We start from the raw sequence: 23,414 nt of genomic DNA on the forward strand, positions 1-23,414 counted from the left end.
AGTTGCGGGCGTGTTACTCTCAAAATGATAGCTTTCAGCGCTTGATGGATAAGCGCTGAATGCCAATTTGGCTCAAAACATCACTCCACCGCCGGCACATTGCCGCTGGCCAGGCGCAGCTCCCACTCGGCCTCGAGCATTTCCTTGGTCAGGTCCAGGTGGTCCATGCGGCGCTCGTGCAGGGTCTGCAGCGCGTCGATCAGGTCGAGGATGCTGCTCTTGCCCAGGCGGTAGGCGTCTTCGGTCATCTGGCGCAGCGAACCCATCTGGGCCATGCCGCTGTCCTCGAAGTCGCGCAGCGCCTCGCGCTTGAGGTCGAGCTGCTGCAGGCTGCGCACCAGCTCGGCCTTGGCGGCCACCTCGGCGGCCTCGCGGCGGTGCTCGGCCTGGACCACGCCGACCTCGGCGCGGGCGATGGCACCCTGCTTGCGGTCGAACAGCGGCACCTCCACCGACACGCCGACCTGGTTGTAGTTGCCGTCGTTGCGGTTGCGGATGCGGCCGTAGTTGACGGCCACCGCGGGCATGGCCTCGCGCTTTTGCAGCAGCACCTGCTGACGCGCCAGCTCCAGCTCGGCATCGGCGGTGCGGATCGCCGGCAGCCGGCCCTGGGCCTGCTCCCACAGCGCATCGAAGCCGCCCAGTGCCTGCGGCGGCAGCGGCTTGAGCGAACCGAAGGCCTGCGGCCGCCAGGCCGGCATCGCGGCCAGCGCCGCCATCTTCACCACCGCCTCCTGCAGCTCGGCGTTGGCCTTCTTGAGCTGCACCTCGACCTGGGCGCGCTGCATGGCGACGCGGGCGCCGTCGTAGCGGCTGCGCGCGCCGGCCTCGATCTGGCCATTGACCACGCGCTCGGCCTTGGCGAAATCATCGCGCCCGGCCTGCCACAGCGCCAGCTTCTGCTGCGCGATCTGCACCTCGATGAAGGCATGGGCGGCGCCATTGACCAGCTCCTGCACATTGCCCTGCACCTGCATGGCGGCGGCCTGCTCGGCCTGGCGCGCGGTCTTGATGCGCTGCGAGCGCTGGCCAAAGATGGGCAGCGGCTGCTCGACGCTCACGCTGTTCTCGAAGCGGTGGCGGTTGTACGAGACCGTGGGATTGGGCCAGGCGCCGGCGGTCGTGGTGTCGGCCTCGGCGGCCTTCACCTCCAGGCGCTGCGCCATCAGCTGCGGGTTGTTGCGCGCCACCAGCTGCAGGTATTCGGTCAGCGTGATCTGCGCGGGCGCGGAAGCGGAGGCGGCCTCAGGGGCTGCCGCCGGCGCGCGCGCTTCCTGCGCGGCGGTGGGCAGCGCCGCCAGCGCGGCGCACAGCGCCAGCAGCGCAAAACTAGGATTGCGGCAACTCATCTTCTTCTTCCTGCGTCATCATGGTCTTCGGCCCCAGGGCCACGTACAGCACCGGCAGCAGCACCAGCGCGATCAGCGGCAGCAGCACCATGCCGCCCACGATCACCGAGGCGAAGGGCCGCTGCGTCTCGCTGCCCACGCCGGTGGACATGGCCATGGGCAGCAGGCCCAGCAAGGCCAGCACCGCCACCAGGATCACCGAGCGCATGCGCTCGGCCGCACCGCCCACCACGGCCCGCAGCAGCGGCACGCCGGCGCGCCGGCGCTCCTCGACCTCGGACAGCACCAGCAGGCCCACCAGCGCCACCTGGCCCAGCAGCGCGATGAAGCCGATGGCCGCGCTGATGGACAGCTCGATGCCGGTCAGGTGCAGCGCCGCCACACCGCCCACCATGGCGAAGGGCGCGCACAGCATGATCACGCCGGCGCTGCGCGCCCGGCCCAGCGCGCTGAACAGCAGCGCATAGACGATCAGCAGCGACAGCGGCACCACCACCTTCAGCCGCGCCGAGGCGCGCTGCTGGTTCTCCCACTCGCCGCCCCAGACCGCCTGGTAGCCCTCGGGCACCTTGACGTTCTGCTTGAAGGTGGCCAGCGTGTCCTTCACCACCGAGCCGATGTCGCGGCCCTCGACGTTGAACTTCAGCGCCATGTAGCGCGCGTTGCCCTCGCGGAAGATCGACGAGTTGCCGATCTCCACCTTGACCTCGGCCAGCGCATGCAGCGGCAGCGAACGGCCACTGGGCGTGGGGATGGCGATCTCGCGGATGCGGGCCTCGTCCATGCGGTCCACGTAGGGCAGGCGCACGCGCACCGGCACCGGGTACTGGCCTTCCCACAGCGTGGTGACGATGTCGCCGGCCAGCGCCATCTCCAGCGTCTTCTGCGCCGTGTCCATGGCGATGCCCTCGCGCGCCAGCGCGTCGCGGTCGAAGGTCACGTGCACCTGCGGCGCGGGCGCGTCGCGGTACAGGCCCAGGTCGACCACGCCGGCAATGGGGCGCACCAGCTCCACGGTCTGCTGCAGCAGCGCGCGCAGCTGCGGGATCTCGGGCCCGAAGACCTTGAGCACCACCTGGCCGCGCGCGCCGGAGGTCGACTCCTCCACGCTGTCGCGGATGGGCTGGGCGAAGTTGAAGGCCACGCCGGGAATCTCGCTGAGGCTGGCGCGCATCTTCTCGATCAGCTGCGGCTTGGTCAGCCCCTTGGTCCACTGGCCGTGGGGCTTGAGGCGCACCAGCACCTTGGCCAGGTTCTGCGTCTCGTTGTCGGTGCCCGATTCGGGCCGGCCCTGCTCGGAGGTGACCGAGATCACCTCGGGGTAGTTGCCCAGGCGCTTGCGCACGTCGCGCAGCACCTCCTGGCCCTTCTCCAGCGAGATCGACGGCGGCATCTGCACCAGCACGTAGGCGTCGCCCTCGTCCAGCTCGGGCAGGAACTCGGTGCCCAGCCAGCGCACCGACAGGCCGGCCACCGCCAGCACGGCGATGGCCGTGCCCGCCACCAGCCAGCGCAGCCGGATGTTGGCCAGCAGCGCGCCCACGCGGCGCTCGTAGCCGTGGTGCATGGCGTCGAAGACCTTGGGCTCCTCGACCATCACGTGCTTGGGCTTGAGCAGCAGCGCGCACAGCGCCGGCACCAGGCCCATGGCGAAGACCAGCGCGCCGATCAGCGCGAAGGTGTAGGTCATGGCCAGCGGGCGGAAGATGCGGCCCTCGATGCTCTGCAGCGAGAACACCGGGATCAGCGCCGCGATCACGATGGCCATCGCGAACAGCGTGGGCTTGGCCACCGCCACGGCAGAGTCGATGATGATGTGGCGCATGTCCAGCTGCGTCTGCGGCTTGCGCAGCCGCGCGTTGCGGATGATATTCTCGGCCAGCACCACCGCGCCGTCGACCATGATGCCGAAGTCGATCGCGCCCATCGAGATCAGGTTCGCCGGCATGCCCAGCCAGTGCAGGCCGATGAAGGCCACCAGCAGCGACAGCGGGATCACCGTGGCCACGATCAGCGAGCCGCGCAGGCTGCGCAGCACCAGCCACAGCACGCTGACGATCAGCGTGGCGCCGAACAGCAGGTTGTGCTGCACCGTGGCCAGCGTGTGGCCCACCAGGTCGGAGCGGTCGTAGTTGGTGACCATCTGCATGCCCTGGGGCAGCTCGCCGCCGTTGAGCTGGGCGACCTTGGCGTGGATCTCGTCCAGCACCACCGAGGGGTTGGCGCCGCGCTTGAGCAGCACGATGCCCTGCACGATGTCGTTCTGCTCGTTCTGGCCCACCGAGCCCTGGCGCGGCGTGTGCGACTGCATCACGCGCGCCACGTCGCCGATGGTGACGGCATGGCCGCCGCGCATGGCGACGACCACGCGCTCCATGTCCTGCGGCTTGGTGAGCAGGCCGATGCCGCGCACGATCAGCGACTGCTCGCCGCGGCGCATCAGGCCACCGCCCACGTTGCGGTTGGACTTCTCCAGCGCCTCGGCCACGTCCTGCAGCGACAGGCCCAGGCTGTAGAGCTTGGCCGGATCGACCTCGACGTGGAACTCCTTGACGAAGCCGCCCACGCTGACGATGTCGGCCACGCCCTGCACCTGCTTGAGCACGCGGGTCACATGCCATTCCTGCTCGGTGCGCAGCTGCGCCAGCGTGTGGCGGTCGCTCTGCAGGCGGTAGTAGAAGATCTTGCCCAGCGGCGTGTAGTCGGGCGCCATCTCGGGCGTCACGCCCGGCGGCAGGTCGGCCTGCGGCAGGCGCTGCGACACCTCGGCGCGGGCCTTGAAGCTCTCGGCATCGTCGTTGAAGACGAGGTTGATCATCGACAGGCCGAAGTAGCTCTCCGAGCGCAGCGAGACCAGGCCCGGCGTGCCGTTGAGCTCGCGCTCCAGCGGCTGGGTGATCTGGCGCTCCACCTCCTCGGGCGCCAGGCCCGGGGCCTGCGCGATCACGCCCACCTGCACGTTAGTCACGTCGGGGTAGGCCTCGATGGCGGTCTGCAGGTACGAATACACGCCATAGATGGCGATCAGCACCGTGGCGCACAGCGCCAGCATGCGCCGGTGCACGACGAAGGAAATCAGTGAACGCAACACGGGGCGTCTCCGTCAGAGCAGCTGGCTGGCAGCGCCGTCCAGCAGCAGGCCGCCACGCACGACGATCTTGTCGCCACCCTTGAGGCCGTCGAGCACCGGCACCATGCCGTGCAACGGCCGGCCCAGGCGCACGTCGCGCGCCTCGAAGCGGTCATCCGCCACCTGCACGAAGACCACCGAGCGGTTGCCGTCCTTGATGATGATGGCCGAGATCGGCACCAGCAGCGGGGCCTGCGCGGCTTGCTCCCCTACAGGCAGCTCCACGCGCGCCTGCATGCCGGTGCGCAGCTCGGGCCGCTGCTCGTTCAGCTCGACGTAGACCGGCGCGCGGCGCGATTCCTTGTCCAGCGCCGCGCCCACGTAGCGCACCTTGCCGGCCAGCGTGGCCGACAGCTGCGGCACCTCGACCTTCACCGCGGTGCCGGGACGCACCTGGCCCAGGTCGCCCTCGAAGACCTCGGCCACCACACCCATGGCGCGCGGATCGCCAATCAAAAACAGCGCCGAGCCGGCATCGGCCGACGCGCCGGGCACCGCATTGCGCTCGGCGACCACGCCGGCGCGGGTGGCGCGCAGCACGATCTTGTCGCCGCTGCCCGAGCCGAGCAGCGCGGCCGTGCCCTGGGCACGCGCCAGCTCCTGCGAGGTCTCGCGCAACTTGGATTGCGCGGCGCGCAGCTCGATCTCCACGCCCACGCCCTTGTCCATCATCACGCGCTGGCGCTGGGCCTCGATGGCGGCCAGCTCCTTCGCGGTGCGCGCGGCATCGACCTCGTAGCGCATGCGCAGCGCCTCGGGGCTGACCAGCGTGGCCAGCTCGTCGCCGGCCTTGACGATGTCGCCCACATGGGCCTGCACCGACACCACGCGCGCCTCGACCGGCAGCGTGGCCGCGGCCACCTTGTCTTCCTGGAAGGCGACGCGCGCCGGCACCGACGCGGTCTGCGTGCTGCCCTCGCCGCCCAGCGTGGCGATCTGCAGCATCTTCTGCGCCTCGGGCTTGAGCTGCAGCTGGCCGGGCGGCAGCTCGGCCGCCTGCTTGCCGGCCGCGGCCGCCTCGTCCTTGGGGGCTTCGTTCTTGCCCTGGTCGTTGCAACCAGCGACCGCCACCGCCGACACCAGTGCCAGCAGCATGTGGCGCGCGGCCAGCCCGCGTCTCACTTTCCCGTCCATCCTTGCCTCGCTTTGCCGGGCGGACCACGCCACCCTATTGGGAGGCAATGCTATGCGGGAAGGCGGGCGGGCGGCATTACGGTTTGGTAAGGCAGGGAGTGAATCAAAAAAGAGAGCATCCAGCGCTTGACCCGCAAGCGCCACGCCCTCTTTTTCTTACATACCCGCGAAGTTGGGCTTGCGCTTTTCCAGGAAGGCGGTCATCGCCTCCTTGGCGGCGGACTGCTGCAGCAGGTGGCGGAAGATCTGGCCTTCCTCGTTGATGCGCTGCTGCACCTGGGGCAGCTGGGCGCTCTTGAGCAGCTTTTTGCTGGCCAGCAGCGAGGCCAGCGGCTTGGCCGCCAGCTTGCGCGCCTGGGCCTGGGCCAGCCCGTTGCACTCGGTGGGCGGCACCACGCGGTTGACCAGGCCCACTTCGAGCGCGGCCTCGGCCATGAAGGGGTCGCCCAGCAGCAGCGCCTCGCAGGCGCGCTGGTGGCCCATGAGCTGCGGCAGCAGCAGGCTGGACGCGCCCTCGGGGCAGAAGCCCAGGTTGATGAAGGGCAGCGAGAACATGGCGTTGTCGCCCGCGTAGACCAGGTCGCAGTGCAGCAGCAGCGTGGTGCCTATGCCCACGGCCGGGCCGCAGACCGCCGCCACCAGCGGCTTGGCGAAGGCGGCCAGCGCCTGCAGGAAGACGAAGGGCGGCGACTCTTCGCCGCCCTTGGGGCCGTTCAGGAAGTCGCCCAGGTCGTTGCCGGCGGTGAACACCGTCGGGTCGCCCTGCAGCACGGCCACGCGCACCGCGTCGCTGGCGTCGATCTGGCGCAGGATGTCGGCCAGCGCCAGGTACATGGGGCCGGTGATGGAGTTCTTCTTGGCCAGGCGGTTGAAGGTGATGGTGCAGATGCCGTCTTCGGTGTGCGCCAGGATGTCGCTGCAGGAGGATGCGATGGTCATGATGGGATGCGGAAAGTGATGGTGAATATCAAAATGATAGCTTCTCGCGCTCGTCACCATTGGTTTTTTGGTATTTTTATACCTATAACCCAATGGCAGTGAGCGCCAGCCGCTATGCTTTTTATTCTTTGTAGTACACCAGCTGGTGGCTGGTGGCGAGCAGCGTACCATCGGGCGCCCAGACCTGGGCGGTCTGGTCGAAGAAGCCGTCGCGGAAACCCTGGCCCTGCGCCTGCGCCAGCACCGGCTGGTCGCCGACGGCGCGGATCTGCGCCTCGCTGGCATGGAAGTAGACGGTGAAGGTCACCGTGCCCGAGGGCACGCGCCTGGCGCGGCGCAGCCACACGCGCGGGTAGAACACATCGCACAAGGCGGTCAGCGCGGGGGTGTCCAGCGGGCGCGGTGGCTCGTCCTGCACCCAGACACGGGTGCGGCTGGGGCGGGTGGATTCGTCCCACACGGCGGGGTAGCTGCCCTCGACCGGCCGCATGCTGTAGCGCCGCAGCCATTCGGCGCGGAACTCCACCGTGGCCGGCGCGATGTCGGCCGCGGGCGGGGCCGGCGGCATCGCGCATTCGTCGTCGGACCAGGTGCCGCGCACCAGCGCCGTCATCGCCGTGGCGGTGGTGCTGATGGACTCGTTGCCATCCGCATCCTGCTCGCGCATGGTGATGATCCAGTGCTGCGTGGAGCGGTTGGTGCGCACCGGCAGCGCCTCGATGGTGTACTCGCCCTCGCCCACCGGGCCGGCGTAGTTGACGGTGATGGACACCAGCTCGCCCACCAGCTCGGGGTGCTGCAGCACGGCCTGCGCCATCTGCGCGGCGGTGATGCCGCCATACGGCCCCACCATGTTCCAGTAGGCCTTGCTGGCGCGCGTGCGGTAGCGGTTGGGGGCCGACGGCTGCAGCGCCAGCGCGGCGTCCATGGGGTGGCGGTCCGAAGAGGTCATAGCTCGTGCCTGCAATAAAGGAAACCAGCCGTTGTACCACCGGAGGGCGGAGGCCGCCGTCCGGTGGCGGACACGGTCAGACGCGCTCGATGATGCCGGCCGCGCCCTGGCCCATGCCGACGCACATGGTCACCATGCCGTACTTGAGATTGCGGCGGCGCAGGCCGTGCACCACGGTGGCGGCGCGGATGGCGCCGGTCGCGCCCAGCGGGTGGCCCAGCGCGATGGCGCCGCCCAGCGGGTTGACCTTGGCCGGGTCGAGCGCCAGCTCGTTCATCACCGCCAGCGACTGCGCGGCGAAGGCCTCGTTCAGCTCGATCCAGTCGATGTCGCCGAGCTGCAGGCCGCCGGCCTTCAGCGCCGCGGGGATGGCCGCGATCGGGCCTATGCCCATGATCTCGGGCGGCACGCCCTTGCTGGCGAAGCTCACGAAGCGCGCCAGCGGCGTGAGGTTGTAGCGCTTGACGGCGGCCTCGCTGGCCACGATCAGCGCGCCCGCGCCGTCGCTGGTCTGCGAGCTGTTGCCGGCGGTGACCGAGCCGCGCGCGGCGAACACGGTGCGCAGCTTGCCCAGGCCTTCGAGCGAGGTGTCGGGGCGCGGGCCCTCGTCCAGGTTCACGGTGCGGCTGGCTGCGGTGGCCTGCAGCGTAGCCAGATCCACGCCGCGGTCGGTGACGGTGATGGGCGTGATCTCGTCGGCAAACTCGCCGGCCTGCTGCGCGGCGATGGCACGCTGGTGCGACTGCAGCGCGAAGGCGTCCTGCGCCTCGCGGCTCACCTTCCAGCGCTGCGCGACCTTCTCGGCCGTCAGGCCCATGCCGTAAGCGATGCCGTAGTCCTCGCTGCGCTCGAAGATGGTGGGCGACAGCGACGGCGCGTTGCCCATCATGGGCACCATGCTCATGCTCTCGACGCCGGCGGCGATCATCACGTCGGCCTCGCCCACGCGGATGCGGTCGGCCGCCATCGCCAGCGCCGAGATGCCCGAGGCGCAGAAGCGGTTGACGGTGATGCCGCCCACGCTCACCGGCAGCCCGGCCAGCACTGCGCTGATGCGCGCCACGTTCAGGCCCTGCTGGGCCTCGGGGATGGCGCAGCCGCAGATCACGTCCTCGACGGCCGCGGGGTCCAGCCCCGGCACCTGGGCCATCACCGCCTTCAGCGTGGTGGCCAGCAGGTCGTCGGGCCGGTAGTTGCGAAAAAAGCCCTTGTGCGAACGGCCGATGGGCGTGCGCGTGGCGGCAACGATGTATGCGTCTTGGAGTTGCTTAGTCATGGTCGCTTGTCCTTGGTTGTTCCTCCCTCTCCCGCGAGCGGGAGAGGGTTGGGGTGAGAGCGGAGTCGATGCAGCGTGAGCCGCTTTCCTCCCTCTCCCGCGGGCGGGAGAGGGCCGGGGTGAGGGCCAGCAGCACCTGCTCCAGCACCTCGCTTGTTTGTTGCAGAACCTCATGGTTCCAGAATCGCAGCACCCGCAGCCCTTGCTGCTGCAGCCAGTGCGTGCGGTGCGCATCGCGCTGCTGCGCATCCGGGTCGGCATGCTGCCCGCCGTCCAGCTCGACCGCCAGCCCATGCTCCAGGCAGACAAAGTCGAGCACGTACGGCCCCACCGGGTGCTGGCGGCGGAACTTGCAGCCAGCCAGTTGCCTGCCACGCAGGTGCTGCCACAGCAATTGCTCTGCATCCGTGGCGCCCTGCCGCAGCGCGCGAGCGCGCTGCACCCTCACCCCAACCCTCTCCCGCCCGCGGGAGAGGGAGTCGGAAGGCGGCGCGGCACTTGGCATGGCGGATGCTTCAGTTGCGCACGGGCTTGCCGGTGTTCAGCATGCCCAGGATGCGCTCCTGCGTCTTCTCGTGCACGATGAGGCCGCAGAACGCCTTGCGCTCCAGCGCCATCAGGTATTCCTCGTTCACCAGCGTGCCGGCGTCCACGTCGCCGCCGCAGACCACCTCGGCCATCGCAGTGGCGATGCGCATGTCGTGCTCGCTGATGAAGCCGCCCTCGCGCATGTTGACCAGCGAGCCGCGCAGCGTGGCCACGCCGCTGCGGCCGGCCACCGGGAAGGGGCGCTTGAGCGGCGGGCGATAACCGCCGGCCGCCAGCGCTTTGGCCTCGGCCAGCGCGACGAACAACAGCTCATCGCGGTGCGGCACGACCACGTCGGCCGCCTGCAGGTAGCCCAGGTCGCGCGATTCGAGCGCGCTGGTGCCCACGGTGGCCATGGCGGCGGCCTTGAAGCCGTCGGCCAGGAAGGGCAGCAGGTCGGTGCCGCTCGATGCCTTGGCGTGGATCGCCGCGCGGCGCGCCACGTCGGTCAGGCCGCCGGCACCGGGCACCAGGCCCACTCCGACCTCGACCAGGCCGATGTATGACTCCATGTGCGCCACGCGGCGCGCGCAATGCAGCAGCAGCTCGCAGCCGCCGCCCAGCGCCATGCCGTGCACCGCGCCCACCACGGGCACCTGGGCGTAGCGCACGCTCAGCATCAGCTGCTGCAGCGCGTGCTCGATGGCCTCGATGGCCGACGGGCCCGACAGCGCGAACGCCGGCATCATGGCCTGCAGGTCGGCGCCCACGCTGAACGGCGCGTCGCCCGACCAGACCACCACCGCGTCGAACTGCTGCTCGGCCAGCGCCAGCGCCTGCTGGAACTCTTCCATCAGCTGCGGGCTGATGGCGTGCATCTTGGTCTTGAAGCTGAGGATCAGCACCTGCTCGTCCAGCGTCCAGGCGCGCAGCGCGCTGCCCTCCTGCACGGTGCGGCCGGCGGTGCGCCAGTCCTGCTGCGGGTTGGCGGTCTCGCCCAGCACGCGCTCGGGGAAGAGCTGGCGTGCATACACCGGCAGTTCGCGACGCGGCACGAAGCGCTGCTCGGCGGCGCTCCACGAGCCCGCGGGCGTGTGCACACCGCCAGCCTCGGCCACCGGGCCTTCGAAGACCCACTGCGGCAGCGGCTCCTTCGACAGCGCCTTGCCGGCATCGATGTCGTCCTGCACCATCTTCGCCACCTGGGCCCAGCCGGCTTCCTGCCACAGCTCGAACGGGCCCTGCTGCATGCCGAAGCCCCAGCGCATGGCCAGGTCCACGTCGCGAGCGTTGTCGGCGATGTCCTTCAGGTGCACGGCCGCGTAGTGGAAGCTGTTGCGCAGGATGGACCAGAGGAACTGGCCCTCGGCGCCCTCGCTGTTCTTGAGCAGCGCCAGGCGCTCGCCGGCCGGGCGCTTGAGCATGCGGGCGTAGACGTCGTTCGCCTTCTCGCCGGCCGGCACGTAGCCGCCCTGCTTCGCATCGAAGCGCTCGATGTTGCGCATCGCACCCTTGCGGAAGAACCCGGCCTTGGTCTTCTGGCCCAGCGCGCCCGCATTGATGAGCTGCGTGAGCACGGCAGGCGTGGCGTAGCTGGCGTAGAACGAGTCGGTCTCGGCCGACAGGTTGGTCTGCATGGTGGCGATGACGTGGGCCAGCGTGTCCAGCCCCACCACGTCGGCGGTGCGGAAGGTGCCCGAGCTGGCGCGGCCAAGCTTCTTGCCTGTGAGGTCGTCGACCACGTCGTAAGTCAGGCCGAAGCGCTCGGCCTCGAGCATGGTCGACAGCATGCCGGCCACGCCCACGCGGTTGGCGACGAAGTTCGGCGTGTCCTTGGCGCGCACCACGCCCTTGCCCAGGCCGGTGGTGACGAAGCTCTCCAATTGGTCGAGCACCTGCGGCTGGGTGGTGGCGGTGGTGATCAGCTCCACCAGCATCATGTAGCGCGGCGGGTTGAAGAAGTGGATGCCGCAAAAGCGCGGCCGGATGGATTCGGGCAGCGCCTCGGACAGTTTCGTGATCGACAGGCCCGAGGTGTTGGACGCGACGATGGCGTGCGGCGCCAGGTGCGCGGCGATCTTGTGGTACAGGTCCTGCTTCCAGTCCATGCGCTCGGCGATGGCCTCGATCACCAGGTCGCAGTCCTTGAGCAGGTCGAGGTGCTCCTCGTAGTTCGCGGGCCGGATCAGGTCGGCATCGGCCTGGCTGCCCAGCGGCGAGGGCTTGAGCTTCTTCAGGTTGGCGATGGCCTTGAGCGCGATGCCGCTCTTCTCGCCTTCCTTGGCGGGCAGGTCGAACAGCACGACCGGCACCTTCACGTTCACCAGATGGGCGGCGATCTGCGCGCCCATCACGCCGGCGCCGAGCACGGCGACTTTCTTCACAACGAATCGGGACATGGCGTTTCCATCAAATTTGATAGCTGCTGGCGCTCATTGGTATTGCGCTGCAGCCCTATTTCATGCTTATTCCACGCGCACCCAGGTCTGGGTGCGCCAGAACGGGCCGAGAAAGCCGCGCACCTCCAGCTTCTGGCCGCCGTCTATGGGCGTGAAGCTGGCGCGGTATTCCTTGCCGTTCTCGGGGTCGAGGATCTTGCCGCCCTCCCACACGTCCTTGTCACGCACTTTCGCGCCGCCGCGGATGATGGCCAGGCCCACGATGGGCTGGCCCTTGCGGTCGTCGGCGCATTCGGTGCAGGCGGCGTCGGGCCTGGCGTCCTTCCTCAGGGTCTTCACGATCTTTCCCTGGAGCGCGCCGCCGTCGTCGGTGATGCGGATCTCGGCCTTGGCCTCGCCGCTCTTGTCATCGACGCTGCGCCACAGGCCCACGGGGCTCACCTGGGCCAGTGCCGGTGCGGCGATCAAAGCAAAAACCATAGCTGTCAGCGCTTGTCTCATGGACGTCTCCTGGGGTTTTCGCGTGAATCTTCAGGCCAGTGCGGCGTCGGTGTTCATCAGCAGCTTGCTGCCGCTGCGCATGGTGCGCACGGCCAGGCCGGCCTCGGGGAACAGGCGCGCGAAGTAGAAGCGCGCCGTCTCCAGCTTGCCCTGGTAGAACTGCGCATCGGCGACCTCGCCCTCGGCCAGCTTGCGCAGCGCCACCTGCGCCATGCGCGCCCACCAGTAGCCCATCACCAGGTGGCCCAGGATGCGCAGGTAGTCCACCGCCGCGGCGCCCACCTCGTCGGGGTTCTGCAGCGACTTCAGGCCCAGCTCGGTGGTCAGCGCCGTCATCTGGCCGGCCAGCTGCGCCAGCGGGTTGATGAAGTCGGCCATGCGCTCGTTCACGCCCTCCTCGCGGATCAGGCCCTCGACCAGCTTGCCCAGCGCCTTCAGCGCCGCGCCGTTGTCACCCAGCACCTTGCGGCCGAGCAGATCGAGCGCCTGGATGCCGTTCGTGCCTTCGTAGATCTGGTTGATGCGCGCATCGCGCACGAACTGCTCCATGCCGGTCTCGTGGATGTAGCCATGGCCGCCGAAGACCTGCTGGCACAGCACCGTGGCCTCGAAGCCCTTGTCGGTCAGGAAGGCCTTGAGGATGGGCGTGAGCAGCGCCACCTGCGCGGCATTGGCCTTGCGCACGGCCTCGTCGGGGTGGTGCAGTTCCTCGTCGAGCAGGGCCGAGGTGGCGACCATCATCGCCCGCCCGCCTTCGGAATAGGCCTTGGCGGTGAGCAGCATGCGGCGCACGTCGGGGTGCACGATGATGGGGTCGGCCGGCAGGTCCTTGGCCTTGGTGCCCGAGAGGCTGCGCATCTGCACGCGCTCCTTGGCGTAGGCCAGCGCGTTCTGGTAGGCCACGGTCATCAGGCCCAGCGACTGGTTGGCCACGCCCAGGCGGGCGGCGTTCATCATCACGAACATGGCCTGCAGGCCCTTGTTCGGCTGGCCCACCAGGGTGCCGATGGCGCCGTCGATGGCGATCTGCGCGGTGGCGTTGCCGTGGATGCCCATCTTGTGCTCCAGGCCGGTGCAGAAGATCGGGTTGCGCTCGCCCAGCGAGCCGTCGTCCTTCACATGGAACTTGGGCACCAGGAACAGGCTGATGCCCTTGCTGCCCTTGGGCGCGTCGGGCAGGCGGGCCAGCACCAGGTGGATGAGGTTCTCGGCCATGTCGTGCTCGCCGGCGCTGATGAAGATCTTGTTGCCGGTGATTTTGTAGGTGCCGTCGCCCACGGGCTCGGCCTTGGTGCGCAGCAGGCCCAGGTCAGTGCCGCAATGCGGCTCGGTCAGGCACATGGTGCCGGTCCACTCGCCGCTGGTGAGCTTGGGCAGGTAGCGCTTTTTCTGCTCGTCGGAGCCATGCGCGTGCAGGGCCTCGTAGGCGCCGTGCGACAGGCCGGGGTACATGGTCCAGGCCTGGTTGGCGCCGTTGAGCATCTCGTACAGGCACTGGTTCAGCACGAAGGGCAGGCCCTGGCCGCCGTACTCGGGGTCGCACGACAGCGCGGCCCAGCCGCCCTCGACGTACTTGGCATAAGCCTCCTTGAAGCCCTGGGGCGTGGCCACGCTGGAATCGGCCGGGTTGCGGGTGCAGCCCTCGCTGTCGCCATTCAGGTTCAACGGCTGCACCACCTCGGCGGCGAACTTGCCGGCTTCCTCGACGATGGCGTCCATGGTGGCCGCATCCACGTCGGCGAACGGCGGCAGCGCGGCATAGCGCTGCGGCAGGGCCAGCACTTCGTGCATCAGGAAACGCATGTCGCGCAGCGGCGGGTTGTATTGGGGCATGGTGAAGGTCCTTGGAGAAGCTGGAAAAAGAAGAATGGGGAGGAATCAGTCCTGCGCGGCCGGCAGCACATGGACGCGCAGCACGGCATCGACCAGCGCATGCACCTGCGCCGGGTCGGTGGCGTGGCGCGCCAGCAGGCCGGCAAAGCCGTCGCAGGCATGGGCCAGCGCCTGCGGGCCGTGGAGGAAGCGGACTTCGTAGTGCAGCGCCAGGATCAGGCCGTGCACCTCGAACAGGATCTGGTCGGGCGACACGCCGCCCTGCAGCTGGCCTTCGGACTGGCACTGCGCGATGACGCGGCGCATGGCCGCCATCCAGGTGGTGACCGAGAATTCGAGCGCCTCGCGCACATCGCCGGGGCGGTCGTCGAACTCGACCGCACCGCTGATGTACAGGCTGCCGTAGAGCCGGCTGGACTCCTGCTCGGACGCGGTGCTGCGCATCCACCCCGTGACCATGTGCACCAGGCGCGGCAAGCCGCGCTCGGCCTGCAGGGCGGGATGGAATATTTCGCGCTCGAAACGCTCATGGTATTCCCGCACCACCGAGCACTGCAGCTCCTCGCGTGAGCCAAAATGGGCAAACACGCCCGATTTGCTCATGCCCAGGCGGTAGGCCAGCATGCCGAGGGATACGCCGTCCAGCCCCTCCTGCGCGGCCAGCTCCAGCGCGGCATCGAGGATGGCGGCGCGCGTCTGCTGGCCCTTGGGGACTTTCTGCATCTTGCCCGCCGGCGCAGGCACCGCAGAAGTAGCTGGCGCCGCATCTGCGGACTTGGAAGAGGAGCGCTTGGCGTCCGAGGCAATGACTTTGAGTTGGGGCATATAAAATAGCACGACCGTTCTTTTTTAAATTCTTGCATAGAACGCCGCCACTTCCAAGCCCAGAAGCGTGAACCTAGGGTAAACGAGAGCTGCGCGCCTCCTCGCAGTCACAAACCCATGAAAAAAGCCGCCTCCACAGTCGTGGCAGGCGGCTTCTGGCCGAAAGAGAACTGGCGCTCAGTGCTGCATCAGCGCGAGGCAGGCGGGCAGCTGCTCCGTCGGCAGTTGCCGGAAGTCCGAGCGGGCGAAGCGCAGCAGCCGCCCCTGCACCAGGGCCAGCAGCACGCTGGCGCGCACCTGGGCGTCGGCCGTGGGCGTGGAAGACGCACCGGACACGACGCGCAGGCATTGCCGCAGCGTGGACTCGATGCGGTCGAAGAACTGGCGCATGCGCTGCTGCAGGCGCGGATGCTCGGACATCAGCGCATCGCCCAGCATCACTCGCACCATGCCGGGATTGCGCTCGCCGAACTGCAGCACCATGGTGACGACGCGGTGCGCCTGCGCCACGGCCTGCTCGGGGGTCTTGGACTCATCGGGCAGGTCGCGCCCGACGATCTGCTGGCACAGCGTGAACACCGACTGCTCGATGAAGTCGATCAGCCCCTCGTACATCTGCGCCTTGCTGGCGAAGTGGCGGTACAGCGCCGCCTCGCTCACCGACAGGCGCGCGGCCAGCGCCGCCGTGGTGATGCGGTCGACGCCCGGCTCTTCCAGCATCGCGGCCAGCGTCTGCAGGATCTGCATGCGCCGCTCGCCCGGCTTGGGGCGCTTGCGCGTCGGTGCGGCGACCTCCGCCGAGGCTTCTTCCAGGGGAAACGCTGTCTCTTGGTCTTGCATGTACTCGTCGGTCAATAGCTGCGGATCATGGTGCCGAAGGCCTGCTCGGTCAGGATCTCGAGCAGCATGGAGTGCGGCACGCGGCCGTCCACGATGTGCACGGCATTCACGCCGCTCTTGGCTGCGTCGATGGCGCCGGCCAGCTTGGGCAGCATGCCGCCCGAGATGGTGCCGTCGTCGATCAGCGCGTCGATCTCGCGCGAGGTCAGCTCGGTAATGAGCTTGCCCTGCTTGTCGAGCACGCCGGGAATGTTGGTCAGCAGCAGCAGTTTCTCGGCCTGCAGCACCGCGGCCAGCTTGCTCGCCACCACGTCGGCATTGATGTTGTAGCTCTCGTTGCTCTCGCCGAAGCCGATGGGGCTGATGACGGGGATGAAGGCATCGTCCTGCAGCGCCTTGACCACGCTGGGGTCGATGGAGACGATGTCCCCCACCTGGCCCACGTCGTGCTCGACGCTCGGGTCCTTGTTGTCGAGCAGCTTGAGCTTCTTGGCGCGGATCAGCCCGCCGTCGCGCCCGGTCAGGCCCACGGCCTTGCCGCCGGCCTGGTTGATGAGGCCGACGATGTCCTGCTGCACCTCGCCGGCCAGCACCCACTCCACCACTTCCATGGTTTCGGCGTCGGTGACGCGCATGCCCTGGATGAACTCGCCCGTCTTGCCCAGGCGCTTGAGCGCCGTCTCGATCTGCGGGCCGCCGCCGTGCACCACCACGGGGTTCATGCCCACCAGCTTGAGCAGCACCACGTCCTCGGCGAAGTCGGCCTGCAGCTCGGGGTCGGTCATGGCATTGCCGCCGTACTTGATGACCATGGTCTTGCCATGGAACTTGCGGATGTAGGGCAGTGCCTGCGCCAGGATCTCGGCCTTGTCGCGCGGTGCAATCGAGGTGGGGGTGGTCATGGATGGATGCCTTTTCGGGAAAGCGGGTACCAATGAAACGTGCAATCGCGGATTGTGCCGCAAAGCAGAGGCAGGCTAACGAATCCAGCCGGGCAGCTTGAAGCGCACGATCACCAGGTACGCCACCACGTAGGACACGCAGAACAGCAGGCAGAAGCCCATCAGCACATAGGTGTTGCGCCAGAACAGCACGGCCGGCACCACGGTCAGCAGCGTGAAGGCCCAGAGGTACGGCGCCGTGCGGTTGTTGCGCCGCAGCATGCGGCGGGCGGTGTTCTCGTCCATCACGCTGCGCACGATGCGGCGGTAGACCAGCTGGTGCAGGTGCAGCGCATCGGCCATGCCGGGCGACACGCCGCGCGCCAGCTTGCGGTAGATGGAGAACATGGTCTCCCACACCGGGTAGATCAGCAGCAGCATCGGGAACCAGGGCGACACCACCGGGTGGCGCTGCACCAGCGTGATGCTGCAGAACGCCACCACCACACCCCAGACATAGGCGCCGCCGTCGCCGGCGAAAAGCTGGCCCATGGGGTAGTTCCAGAACATGAAGCCGGCCGTGGCCGCGGCGGTGATGACGAGCATGGCTGCCAGTTCGCGGTCGCCCAGCTGCAGCGCCACATGGGTGAGCGCCGCGCAGATGATGATGGCGACCATGCCGGCCAGCCCGTTGTAGCCATCGATGATGTTGAAGGCGTGCGGCAGGCCGGCGATGGCCACAACGGCCAGCAGCATGCCCACCCAGGGCATCTGGATCATGGCCTGGTCCACCCAGGCGATGTCAAAGCGCGGCACCGCCAGCCCCAACAGGAAGACGGCGAGCGCCCCGGTCATCAGCGTCAGCGCCAGGCGCCAGCGCACCGGCAGGCGCTGCGTCATGTCCTCGGCGATGCCGCCGGCCACGGCCGGCACCATGGCCAGGAAGAAATAGAACAGCCAGCGGTTCCACTGCAGCGCGTTGCCGTAGTAGCCCCACCAGTTCTGCACGCCGGCCACCACGGCGGTGAGCACCAGGCTCAGCATCATCGCCAGCCCACCCAGGCGCGGGATGTGGCCGACGTGGAAGCGCTGGGGCATGTCCGTGCCATAGCGCTTGGCGTGGCCGCGCATGCGGCCCACGATGAAGCCCGCACCGACCAGCGCACAGAAGAAAGCCACCACTGCCAGGAAAATCATTATTCAGTCATCGTGAGGGCTGCAGCCGGCAGGCGCCGCAGCAAGGCGCGCGAACGCCAGAACACCGCCGAGGTCCACAGCCGCAGGAGGCTGCGAATATGCCACAAAGCGTGCCGCATGCGGCGATGGCTGTCGCGCTGGCCCGCGTGCTCGACCACCGCGTCGGCGCGCGCCAGCGTCCAGCCGGCCAGGCGCAGGCGCAGGCACAGGTCGACATCCTCGCAGTACATGAAGTAGGCGGCGTCCAGCCCGCCCACCTCCTGCCAGGCGGCGCGGGGCAGCAGCCACATTGCGCCGTTGACCCATTCGGCGCGCGTTTCGCGCCGGTGCACGCCGTAGCGCAGCAGCAGGGACCAGGGGGTAGGCACTTCGCGCTCGCTGCCTTGCACCGCGCCAGCCTCGTCCACCTGCCGCGGATAGGCCAGCCCCACGCCGCGGCGCTGCGCGGCCTGCAGCAGCGCCGGAAAGGGGTTGCCGGCGCACAGGCGCACGTCCGGGTTGATGAGGCAGACAAAGGCTTCCTCTGCCCCGGCCAGCGCCGCATTGTGGTTGGCCGAGAAGCCCTGGGGCACGGTGTTGCGGCGCAGCTGCAGCGCAAAGGGCCAGCCGCCGGCGGGCGGCACGGGCTCCGGCTCGGGCAGGTTGAGCGTGAGCACCACGCGGCTGACGCCGGACGCACCCAGCGCTGCCAGCGACTCCAGCAGGCGCCGCACCATGTCGGCATGGCCATGGCTGACCACGGACAGGACGATGGAGGGCTGCGGGGAGGCGGTATGCGGCATGTGCCGGTATTATCCACCGCCGCTGCCCCCGGGGGAGATCACCCGGGAGCTACCGGCCGGGCCTGTCCGCTCCGTGGACTATCCAAAAAAGTGAGCTGCTTGCGCTTTATAGACAAGCACTTCAGATATTTTTGCATCTGAAATACCCATACAGCAAGCGCCAGGCGCTATGGTTTTCAGTAGAGCCGCAAGGCCAGCAGCACCCGCAGGATCCGGGTGTCCGTCGGGTTCATGCGCCAGTAGAAGCGCATGCGCGCCACGCGCAGGGCTGCCAGCCAGCGCCGGCGCGACTGCAGCAGCAGATGCACCTGGCCGCGCCTGCCCGCATCCAGCCGGTGGCCATGGACGCGGTCGAACTCGGCCAGCTGGTCCAGCCAGCCCGGGCCCGAGCGGCGCAGGTGGCGCACGAAGCGCTGCACCCTCGCCCACTGGCCGCGCAGGCCGCCCTGCTGCATGCCGATGGCGTTGTTGCCGTGCTGGCGGTAGCGGATGTAGCTGTTCGCGTCGAACACCACGGCACCAAAGGCCGAGACCACCAGGTACGCCCACCAGTCGTGCGCCAGGCAGTGCCGCGGCAGCCCGGACAGCAGCAGCCGGCGCGCCGGGGCGTTCAGGGCCATGGTGCAGCCGGTGGCGATGTTCTGCACCAGGGCGTTGCCCCACCCGATCTTGGCAGGCGGGTAGTCGGGCGAAGGGCCTATGGGCTGCAACTGGGCATCGACGCACTCGGTGCGCGAGCAGTACAGGGCGGCCTCCTGCCGGGGAGCCAGTGCCGCGACCGCGCTGGCGACCTTGTCCGCCAGCCAGACATCGTCCTGGTCGCAGAAGAAATAGAAGTCGTAGCCGTCGCCCGCCATCTGCAACAGTTCGAAAAAGCTGCCCACGAAGCCCAGGTTGGCGCCGGCCTGCACCTGCATGCGCCCGTGGGCGCTGGCGTCGCGGCGCAGCAGGGCCAGCGTGGCATCGGTGGATCCATCGTCGCGCACGAAAATATCGCAATCGGCATGGGTCTGCGCCCGCAGCGAGTCCAGCTGCTCCTGCAGAAAGCGCTCGCCATTGAATGTAGACAATAGAATTGCCACTCGATTTTGCTTGTCAGTCATTCATCCTTACCTGCCTTTGCAGGCCCACTGCGGCACAGGCGCCACCGATTCCTCACTCCATGACCCGCGAACACCACGTCTACACACGCCAGATCGACCCGCAGCAACGGACTTCACTTTCCGTGCTGGCGGGCAAGATACCACCGGGCGCGCGCGTGCTCGACCTGGGCTGCGGTCCCGGCGTGCTGGGCCGCCACTTGCGGGACAGCAAGGGCTGCACCGTCGATGGCGTGACCTTCAGCGCCGAAGAGGCCGCGCTCGCCACCCCGCATTATCGCGACGTGGCGGTCGCCGATCTGGAACGCCTGAACCTGGCGGAGGCCTTTGCGCTGCGCCAGTACGACTGCATCGTCTGCGCCGACGTGCTGGAGCACCTGCGCCAGCCCGAGCGCCTGCTGGCCGACTGCCGCGACCTGCTGGCGCCCGGCGGCCAGATCCTGGTGTCCATCCCCAACGCCGCCTACTGCGGCCTGCTGATGGAGCTGATGCAGGGCGAGCTGCGCTACCGCGAGGAGGGCCTGCTCGACGCCACGCACCTGCGCTTCTTCACGCGCCAGTCGCTGCTGCGCCTGCTCGCGGACGAGCAGTGGAGCGTCGAGTCGCTGGAGACCATCGATCGCCCGCTGGACGAATCCGAGTTCGCCCGCACTACGGCCGACAGCCTGCCGCCCGCCGTTATGCGCTACCTGCTGGCCCAGCCGGATGCACTTGCTTACCAATTCATCTGCAGCGTGCGCCCGGCCAGCGACCCGGCCGCCGCCCAGGCCAGCGCCCTGCTGCTGATCAACAGCGAGACCGGCCCGGCACAGGCCAGCTTCACCAGCAACCTGTACTGGGCCGATGCCGACCAGTTCGGCGAGGAGCGCAAGCTCACTGCCAAGGGCGCCATCGGCAAGCTGCACCAGAGCATCCGCTTCGCGCTGCCGCGCTTCGAGGGCGCAGCGCCCGCGCTGCGCTGGGACCCGGCCGACCGCCCAGGCTTCCTGCACCTGCACGAACTGCGCCTGTACGACGCCAGCGGCACGCTGCGCTGGCGCTGGGGCGGCGCCGTGGACGAGCCGCTGGCCCGGGCGCCGCACAGCCAGATCGTCTGGCAGCCCGCGCCGGCCAGCGCGCCCGGCTCGGCGCTGGCGCTGCTGACCGGCGACGACCCCTACCTGCGCCTGCCCATCCCGCCCGGCATCCTGCGCGACTGCCTGCAGGCCGAGGGCACGGTGCTGGAAGCCACCGTGGGCTGGCCCATGTCGGCCGACTACGCCGTGCTGGCCGACAGCGCGCAGCAGCTGCAATCGCGCATCGCCCATGCCGATGGCGAAGTGATCCGCGCACAGCAGGCGCAGGCCACCGCCCACGACCAGCTGCGCCAGCTGCAGGCCCATATGCAGGACCAGCGCCAGAACCTGGAAGCCTGCATCGAGCAGCAGCAGGAACACATCAACGCCCAGCAGACGCACATTGGCAACCTGCAGACGCACCTGAACAACATCGAGGCCTCGGAGGCCTACCGCGTGGGCCAGAAGCTCGCCCGCGCCAAGGCCCGGCTGCGCGGCCAGGCACCGCCCGCGCCCGCCGTGGTGGCCGTGCCCGCCGCCGAGGCACCGGTGGCGCCGCCGCCGGCCGAGGAAGCGCCGGCCGAGCCCGTTACCGAACTGCCCGCCGCAGAGCAGACGCCTGAACCGGCCAGCCTGCCCGCAGCCGCCGAGCCGGTGGCCCTTGCCGCGCCCGAGCCTGCCACCATGGTGGACATCATCGTCCCCGTCTACCGCGGCCTGGCCGACACCCGGCGCTGCCTGGAGTCGGTGCTGCAGGCGGCGACGCAAGCGGACTGCCAGCTCATCGTCATCAACGACGCCAGCCCCGAACCGGCGCTGAGCGCCTGGCTGCGCGAGCTGGCCGCGCAGGACCGCCGCGTGACCCTGCTGGAGAACGACAGCAACCTCGGCTTCGTCGCCACCGTCAACCGCGGCATGCAGCTCAACCCCACGCACGACGTGCTGCTGCTCAACAGTGACACCGAGGTCTCCCACGGCTGGCTCGACCGCCTGCGCGCCGCCGCCTACAGCGCGCCGGCGGTGGGCAGCGCCACGCCGCTGTCGAACAACGCCACCATCTGCAGCTACCCGCGCTTTTGCGAGAACAACGCCCTGCCCACGGACACCGACCTCGTCGGCCTGAACCACCTGTGCGCCAGCGCCAATGCGGGGCAGGCGGTGGACATTCCCACCGGCGTGGGCTTTTGCATGTACATCCGGCGCGACTGCCTGGCGCAAACCGGGCTGTTCGATGTGGAACACTTCGGCCGGGGCTACGGCGAGGAAAACGACTTCTGCATGCGCGCCCACGATCTGGGCTGGCGCCACCTGCTGGCGCTCGACACCTTCGTGCTGCACACCGGCGGCGTGAGCTTCGGCGACAGCAAGACACCGCGCGAGCAGGCCGCCTATGCGCTGCTCCAGCAGCTGCGCCCCCAATATGACACGCTGGTGCAGCAGCACCTCAAGGACAATCCGGCCCAGGCCGCGCGCAACGCCATCGACCGCGCCCGCCTGCGCCAGCACCCGCTGCCGCGCGTGCTCATGGTGCTGCACAACGCCGGCGGCGGCACCCTGCGCCACGTTCACGAGCTGGCCGACAGCCTGAAGGACCAGGCCGTCACGCTGGCGCTCACGCCGCTGGAGAACCACTACATCCGGCTGCAGTGGCTGAACGGCACCGAGGGCTACGACGAGGAGTTCCACTGGCCCACGCAGTCGCAGCAGGTCGTGCAGCTGCTGCGCGAGCTGGGCGTGCGCCACGTGCACTTCCACCACCTGATGGGGCTGGACCTGGAGATCATGCGCCTGCCCGAGCTGCTGGGCGTGCGCTACGACTTCACCGCGCACGACTACTACGCCATCTGCCCGCAGATCAACCTGATGATGCCCACGCACAACGCGCGCTATGCGGCGCTGGGCGTGGCGCAGTGCCCCGAATGCTCGGGCGAGCGCCCGGCGCCCACCGGCGAGACCATCGAGGCCTGGCGCATGCGCCACCGCCTGTTCCTGAACCGGGCGCGCTACGTGCTGGCCCCCAGCCGCGACGCGGCCGAGCGCATGCTGCAGTATTTTCCCGATGCGCCGGTGCGCTACGTCACCCACCACGACATCGCCGACCCCACCGCGCTGCCGCGCCCGCAGGGCCAGGCGCTGCCGGCGCACGGCCACCTGCGCGTGTTCATCCTCGGCGGCGTCAGCATCGCCAAGGGCGGCGACGTGATGGAAGCCGTGGCGCTGGCCGCCGCGCGCGCCAAGGCGCCCATCGAGCTGCACCTGCTGGGCTACCCGCACCGCCGCATGCGCACCCAGCCGCAGGCCAGCCTCACCATCCACGGCCCGTACGAGGATGCCGACCTGCCCGCGCTGCTCGAGCGCCTGCAGCCCGACGTGGTCTGGTTCCCGGCGCTGTGGCCCGAAACCTATAGCTATACGCTGAGCGCCTGCCTGCAGGCCGGCCTGCCGGTGATCGCGCCCGACATCGGCGCCTTCACCGAGCGCCTCGCCGAACGCCCCTGGACCTGGCTGCGCCCCTGGAGCACCTCGGCCGACGAATGGCTGGCCCTGCTGCAGGACATCCGCCAGCGCCACTTCGTGCAGGGCGAGCCGCCGCTGCCGGCACCGCCCGCGCCCCACGCCGGCCTGCCCACGCGCCTGCTGCCCTGGAGCTACCCGCAGGATTACCTGACAGGGCTGGCCGCGGCCTGAATTTG

Annotated in this window: 17 protein-coding genes; 1 reads left to right on the top strand and 16 read right to left on the bottom strand. The window is 69.0% G+C overall.

Annotated elements, in window-relative coordinates:
- Positions 1 to 80 precede the first annotated feature (80 nt).
- The 16 genes from ACYVKR_RS01160 to ACYVKR_RS01235 all read right to left on the bottom strand — a co-directional run bounded on the left by ACYVKR_RS01160 (position 81) and on the right by ACYVKR_RS01235 (position 19,636).
- Complete coding sequence (locus ACYVKR_RS01160) at positions 81 to 1,349, bottom strand: TolC family protein (RefSeq protein WP_460478874.1); 1,269 nt, start codon at positions 1,347 to 1,349, stop codon at positions 81 to 83.
- Positions 1,330 to 4,440: an efflux RND transporter permease subunit gene (locus ACYVKR_RS01165; RefSeq protein WP_460478875.1), complete on the bottom strand. Its 3,111-nt coding sequence runs from the start codon at positions 4,438 to 4,440 to the stop codon at positions 1,330 to 1,332. Before ACYVKR_RS01165 ends, ACYVKR_RS01160 begins: the two co-directional genes overlap by 20 nt.
- Positions 4,441 to 4,452: 12 nt before the next feature.
- Entirely contained in the window at positions 4,453 to 5,601 is a 1,149-nt protein-coding gene (locus ACYVKR_RS01170; RefSeq protein WP_460478876.1) for an efflux RND transporter periplasmic adaptor subunit, read from the bottom strand.
- A gap of 168 nt (positions 5,602 to 5,769) precedes the next feature.
- On the bottom strand, positions 5,770 to 6,552 hold the full coding sequence (locus ACYVKR_RS01175) for an enoyl-CoA hydratase (RefSeq protein ID WP_460478877.1): 783 nt from the start codon (positions 6,550 to 6,552) through the stop codon (positions 5,770 to 5,772).
- Between the two features lie 121 nt (positions 6,553 to 6,673).
- Positions 6,674 to 7,504, bottom strand: a complete 831-nt coding sequence (locus tag ACYVKR_RS01180) for an acyl-CoA thioesterase (RefSeq protein ID WP_460478878.1) — start codon at positions 7,502 to 7,504, stop codon at positions 6,674 to 6,676.
- 76 nt (positions 7,505 to 7,580) lie between these two features.
- Entirely contained in the window at positions 7,581 to 8,780 is a 1,200-nt protein-coding gene (locus ACYVKR_RS01185) for an acetyl-CoA C-acetyltransferase (protein WP_460478879.1), read from the bottom strand.
- Entirely contained in the window at positions 8,773 to 9,174 is a 402-nt protein-coding gene (locus tag ACYVKR_RS01190) for an endonuclease domain-containing protein (RefSeq protein WP_460478880.1), read from the bottom strand. The genes ACYVKR_RS01185 and ACYVKR_RS01190 overlap by 8 nt, the downstream gene beginning before the upstream one ends.
- Positions 9,175 to 9,295: 121 nt before the next feature.
- The gene (locus ACYVKR_RS01195) at positions 9,296 to 11,707 is read right to left on the bottom strand and encodes a 3-hydroxyacyl-CoA dehydrogenase/enoyl-CoA hydratase family protein (protein WP_460478881.1); all 2,412 of its coding nucleotides are present in this window, start codon (positions 11,705 to 11,707) and stop codon (positions 9,296 to 9,298) included.
- A 66-nt stretch (positions 11,708 to 11,773) separates the two neighbouring features.
- On the bottom strand, positions 11,774 to 12,208 hold the full coding sequence (locus tag ACYVKR_RS01200) for a DUF2147 domain-containing protein (protein WP_460478882.1): 435 nt from the start codon (positions 12,206 to 12,208) through the stop codon (positions 11,774 to 11,776).
- A gap of 30 nt (positions 12,209 to 12,238) precedes the next feature.
- Entirely contained in the window at positions 12,239 to 14,041 is a 1,803-nt protein-coding gene (locus ACYVKR_RS01205) for an acyl-CoA dehydrogenase family protein (protein WP_460478883.1), read from the bottom strand.
- Between the two features lie 45 nt (positions 14,042 to 14,086).
- Positions 14,087 to 14,866 (bottom strand): TetR/AcrR family transcriptional regulator, encoded by a 780-nt coding sequence (locus tag ACYVKR_RS01210; protein WP_460478884.1) that lies wholly within the window; start codon positions 14,864 to 14,866, stop codon positions 14,087 to 14,089.
- 177 nt (positions 14,867 to 15,043) lie between these two features.
- Positions 15,044 to 15,706, bottom strand: coding sequence for a nucleoid occlusion protein SlmA (gene slmA / locus ACYVKR_RS01215; protein WP_460478885.1), 663 nt, complete (start codon positions 15,704 to 15,706; stop codon positions 15,044 to 15,046).
- An 11-nt stretch (positions 15,707 to 15,717) separates the two neighbouring features.
- Positions 15,718 to 16,608, bottom strand: a complete 891-nt coding sequence (gene argB / locus ACYVKR_RS01220; protein ID WP_460478886.1) for an acetylglutamate kinase — start codon at positions 16,606 to 16,608, stop codon at positions 15,718 to 15,720.
- A gap of 75 nt (positions 16,609 to 16,683) precedes the next feature.
- Positions 16,684 to 17,784, bottom strand: a complete 1,101-nt coding sequence (locus ACYVKR_RS01225) for a glycosyltransferase family 4 protein (RefSeq protein ID WP_460478887.1) — start codon at positions 17,782 to 17,784, stop codon at positions 16,684 to 16,686.
- Positions 17,784 to 18,566, bottom strand: coding sequence for a glycosyltransferase family 2 protein (locus ACYVKR_RS01230; protein ID WP_460478888.1), 783 nt, complete (start codon positions 18,564 to 18,566; stop codon positions 17,784 to 17,786). Before ACYVKR_RS01230 ends, ACYVKR_RS01225 begins: the two co-directional genes overlap by 1 nt.
- Before the next feature lie 176 nt (positions 18,567 to 18,742).
- Entirely contained in the window at positions 18,743 to 19,636 is an 894-nt protein-coding gene (locus tag ACYVKR_RS01235; protein WP_460478889.1) for a glycosyltransferase family 2 protein, read from the bottom strand.
- Positions 19,637 to 19,728: 92 nt separating this feature from the next.
- Here ACYVKR_RS01235 and ACYVKR_RS01240 point away from each other — a divergent pair, with 92 nt between their 5' ends.
- A complete protein-coding gene (locus ACYVKR_RS01240; RefSeq protein WP_460478890.1) occupies positions 19,729 to 23,409 on the top strand; it encodes a methyltransferase domain-containing protein in 3,681 nt (1,226 codons plus the stop codon).
- Positions 23,410 to 23,414 lie beyond the last annotated feature (5 nt).

The sequence above is a fragment of the Comamonas humi genome, assembly GCF_054782535.1.

What these genes read in the sequence shown, in the direction of transcription:
- ACYVKR_RS01160 (WP_460478874.1), bottom strand. Translation starts at nt 1,349, where the DNA reads ATGAGTTGCCGCAATCCTAGTTTTGCGCTGCTGGCGCTGTGCGCCGCG.
- ACYVKR_RS01210 (WP_460478884.1), bottom strand. Translation starts at nt 14,866, where the DNA reads ATGCCCCAACTCAAAGTCATTGCCTCGGACGCCAAGCGCTCCTCTTCC.
- ACYVKR_RS01230 (WP_460478888.1), bottom strand. Translation starts at nt 18,566, where the DNA reads ATGCCGCATACCGCCTCCCCGCAGCCCTCCATCGTCCTGTCCGTGGTC.
- ACYVKR_RS01195 (WP_460478881.1), bottom strand. Translation starts at nt 11,707, where the DNA reads ATGTCCCGATTCGTTGTGAAGAAAGTCGCCGTGCTCGGCGCCGGCGTG.
- argB (WP_460478886.1), bottom strand. Translation starts at nt 16,608, where the DNA reads ATGACCACCCCCACCTCGATTGCACCGCGCGACAAGGCCGAGATCCTG.
- ACYVKR_RS01205 (WP_460478883.1), bottom strand. Translation starts at nt 14,041, where the DNA reads ATGCCCCAATACAACCCGCCGCTGCGCGACATGCGTTTCCTGATGCAC.
- ACYVKR_RS01225 (WP_460478887.1), bottom strand. Translation starts at nt 17,784, where the DNA reads ATGATTTTCCTGGCAGTGGTGGCTTTCTTCTGTGCGCTGGTCGGTGCG.
- ACYVKR_RS01240 (WP_460478890.1), top strand. Translation starts at nt 19,729, where the DNA reads ATGACCCGCGAACACCACGTCTACACACGCCAGATCGACCCGCAGCAA.
- ACYVKR_RS01185 (WP_460478879.1), bottom strand. Translation starts at nt 8,780, where the DNA reads ATGACTAAGCAACTCCAAGACGCATACATCGTTGCCGCCACGCGCACG.
- ACYVKR_RS01180 (WP_460478878.1), bottom strand. Translation starts at nt 7,504, where the DNA reads ATGACCTCTTCGGACCGCCACCCCATGGACGCCGCGCTGGCGCTGCAG.
- ACYVKR_RS01200 (WP_460478882.1), bottom strand. Translation starts at nt 12,208, where the DNA reads ATGAGACAAGCGCTGACAGCTATGGTTTTTGCTTTGATCGCCGCACCG.
- ACYVKR_RS01175 (WP_460478877.1), bottom strand. Translation starts at nt 6,552, where the DNA reads ATGACCATCGCATCCTCCTGCAGCGACATCCTGGCGCACACCGAAGAC.
- slmA (WP_460478885.1), bottom strand. Translation starts at nt 15,706, where the DNA reads ATGCAAGACCAAGAGACAGCGTTTCCCCTGGAAGAAGCCTCGGCGGAG.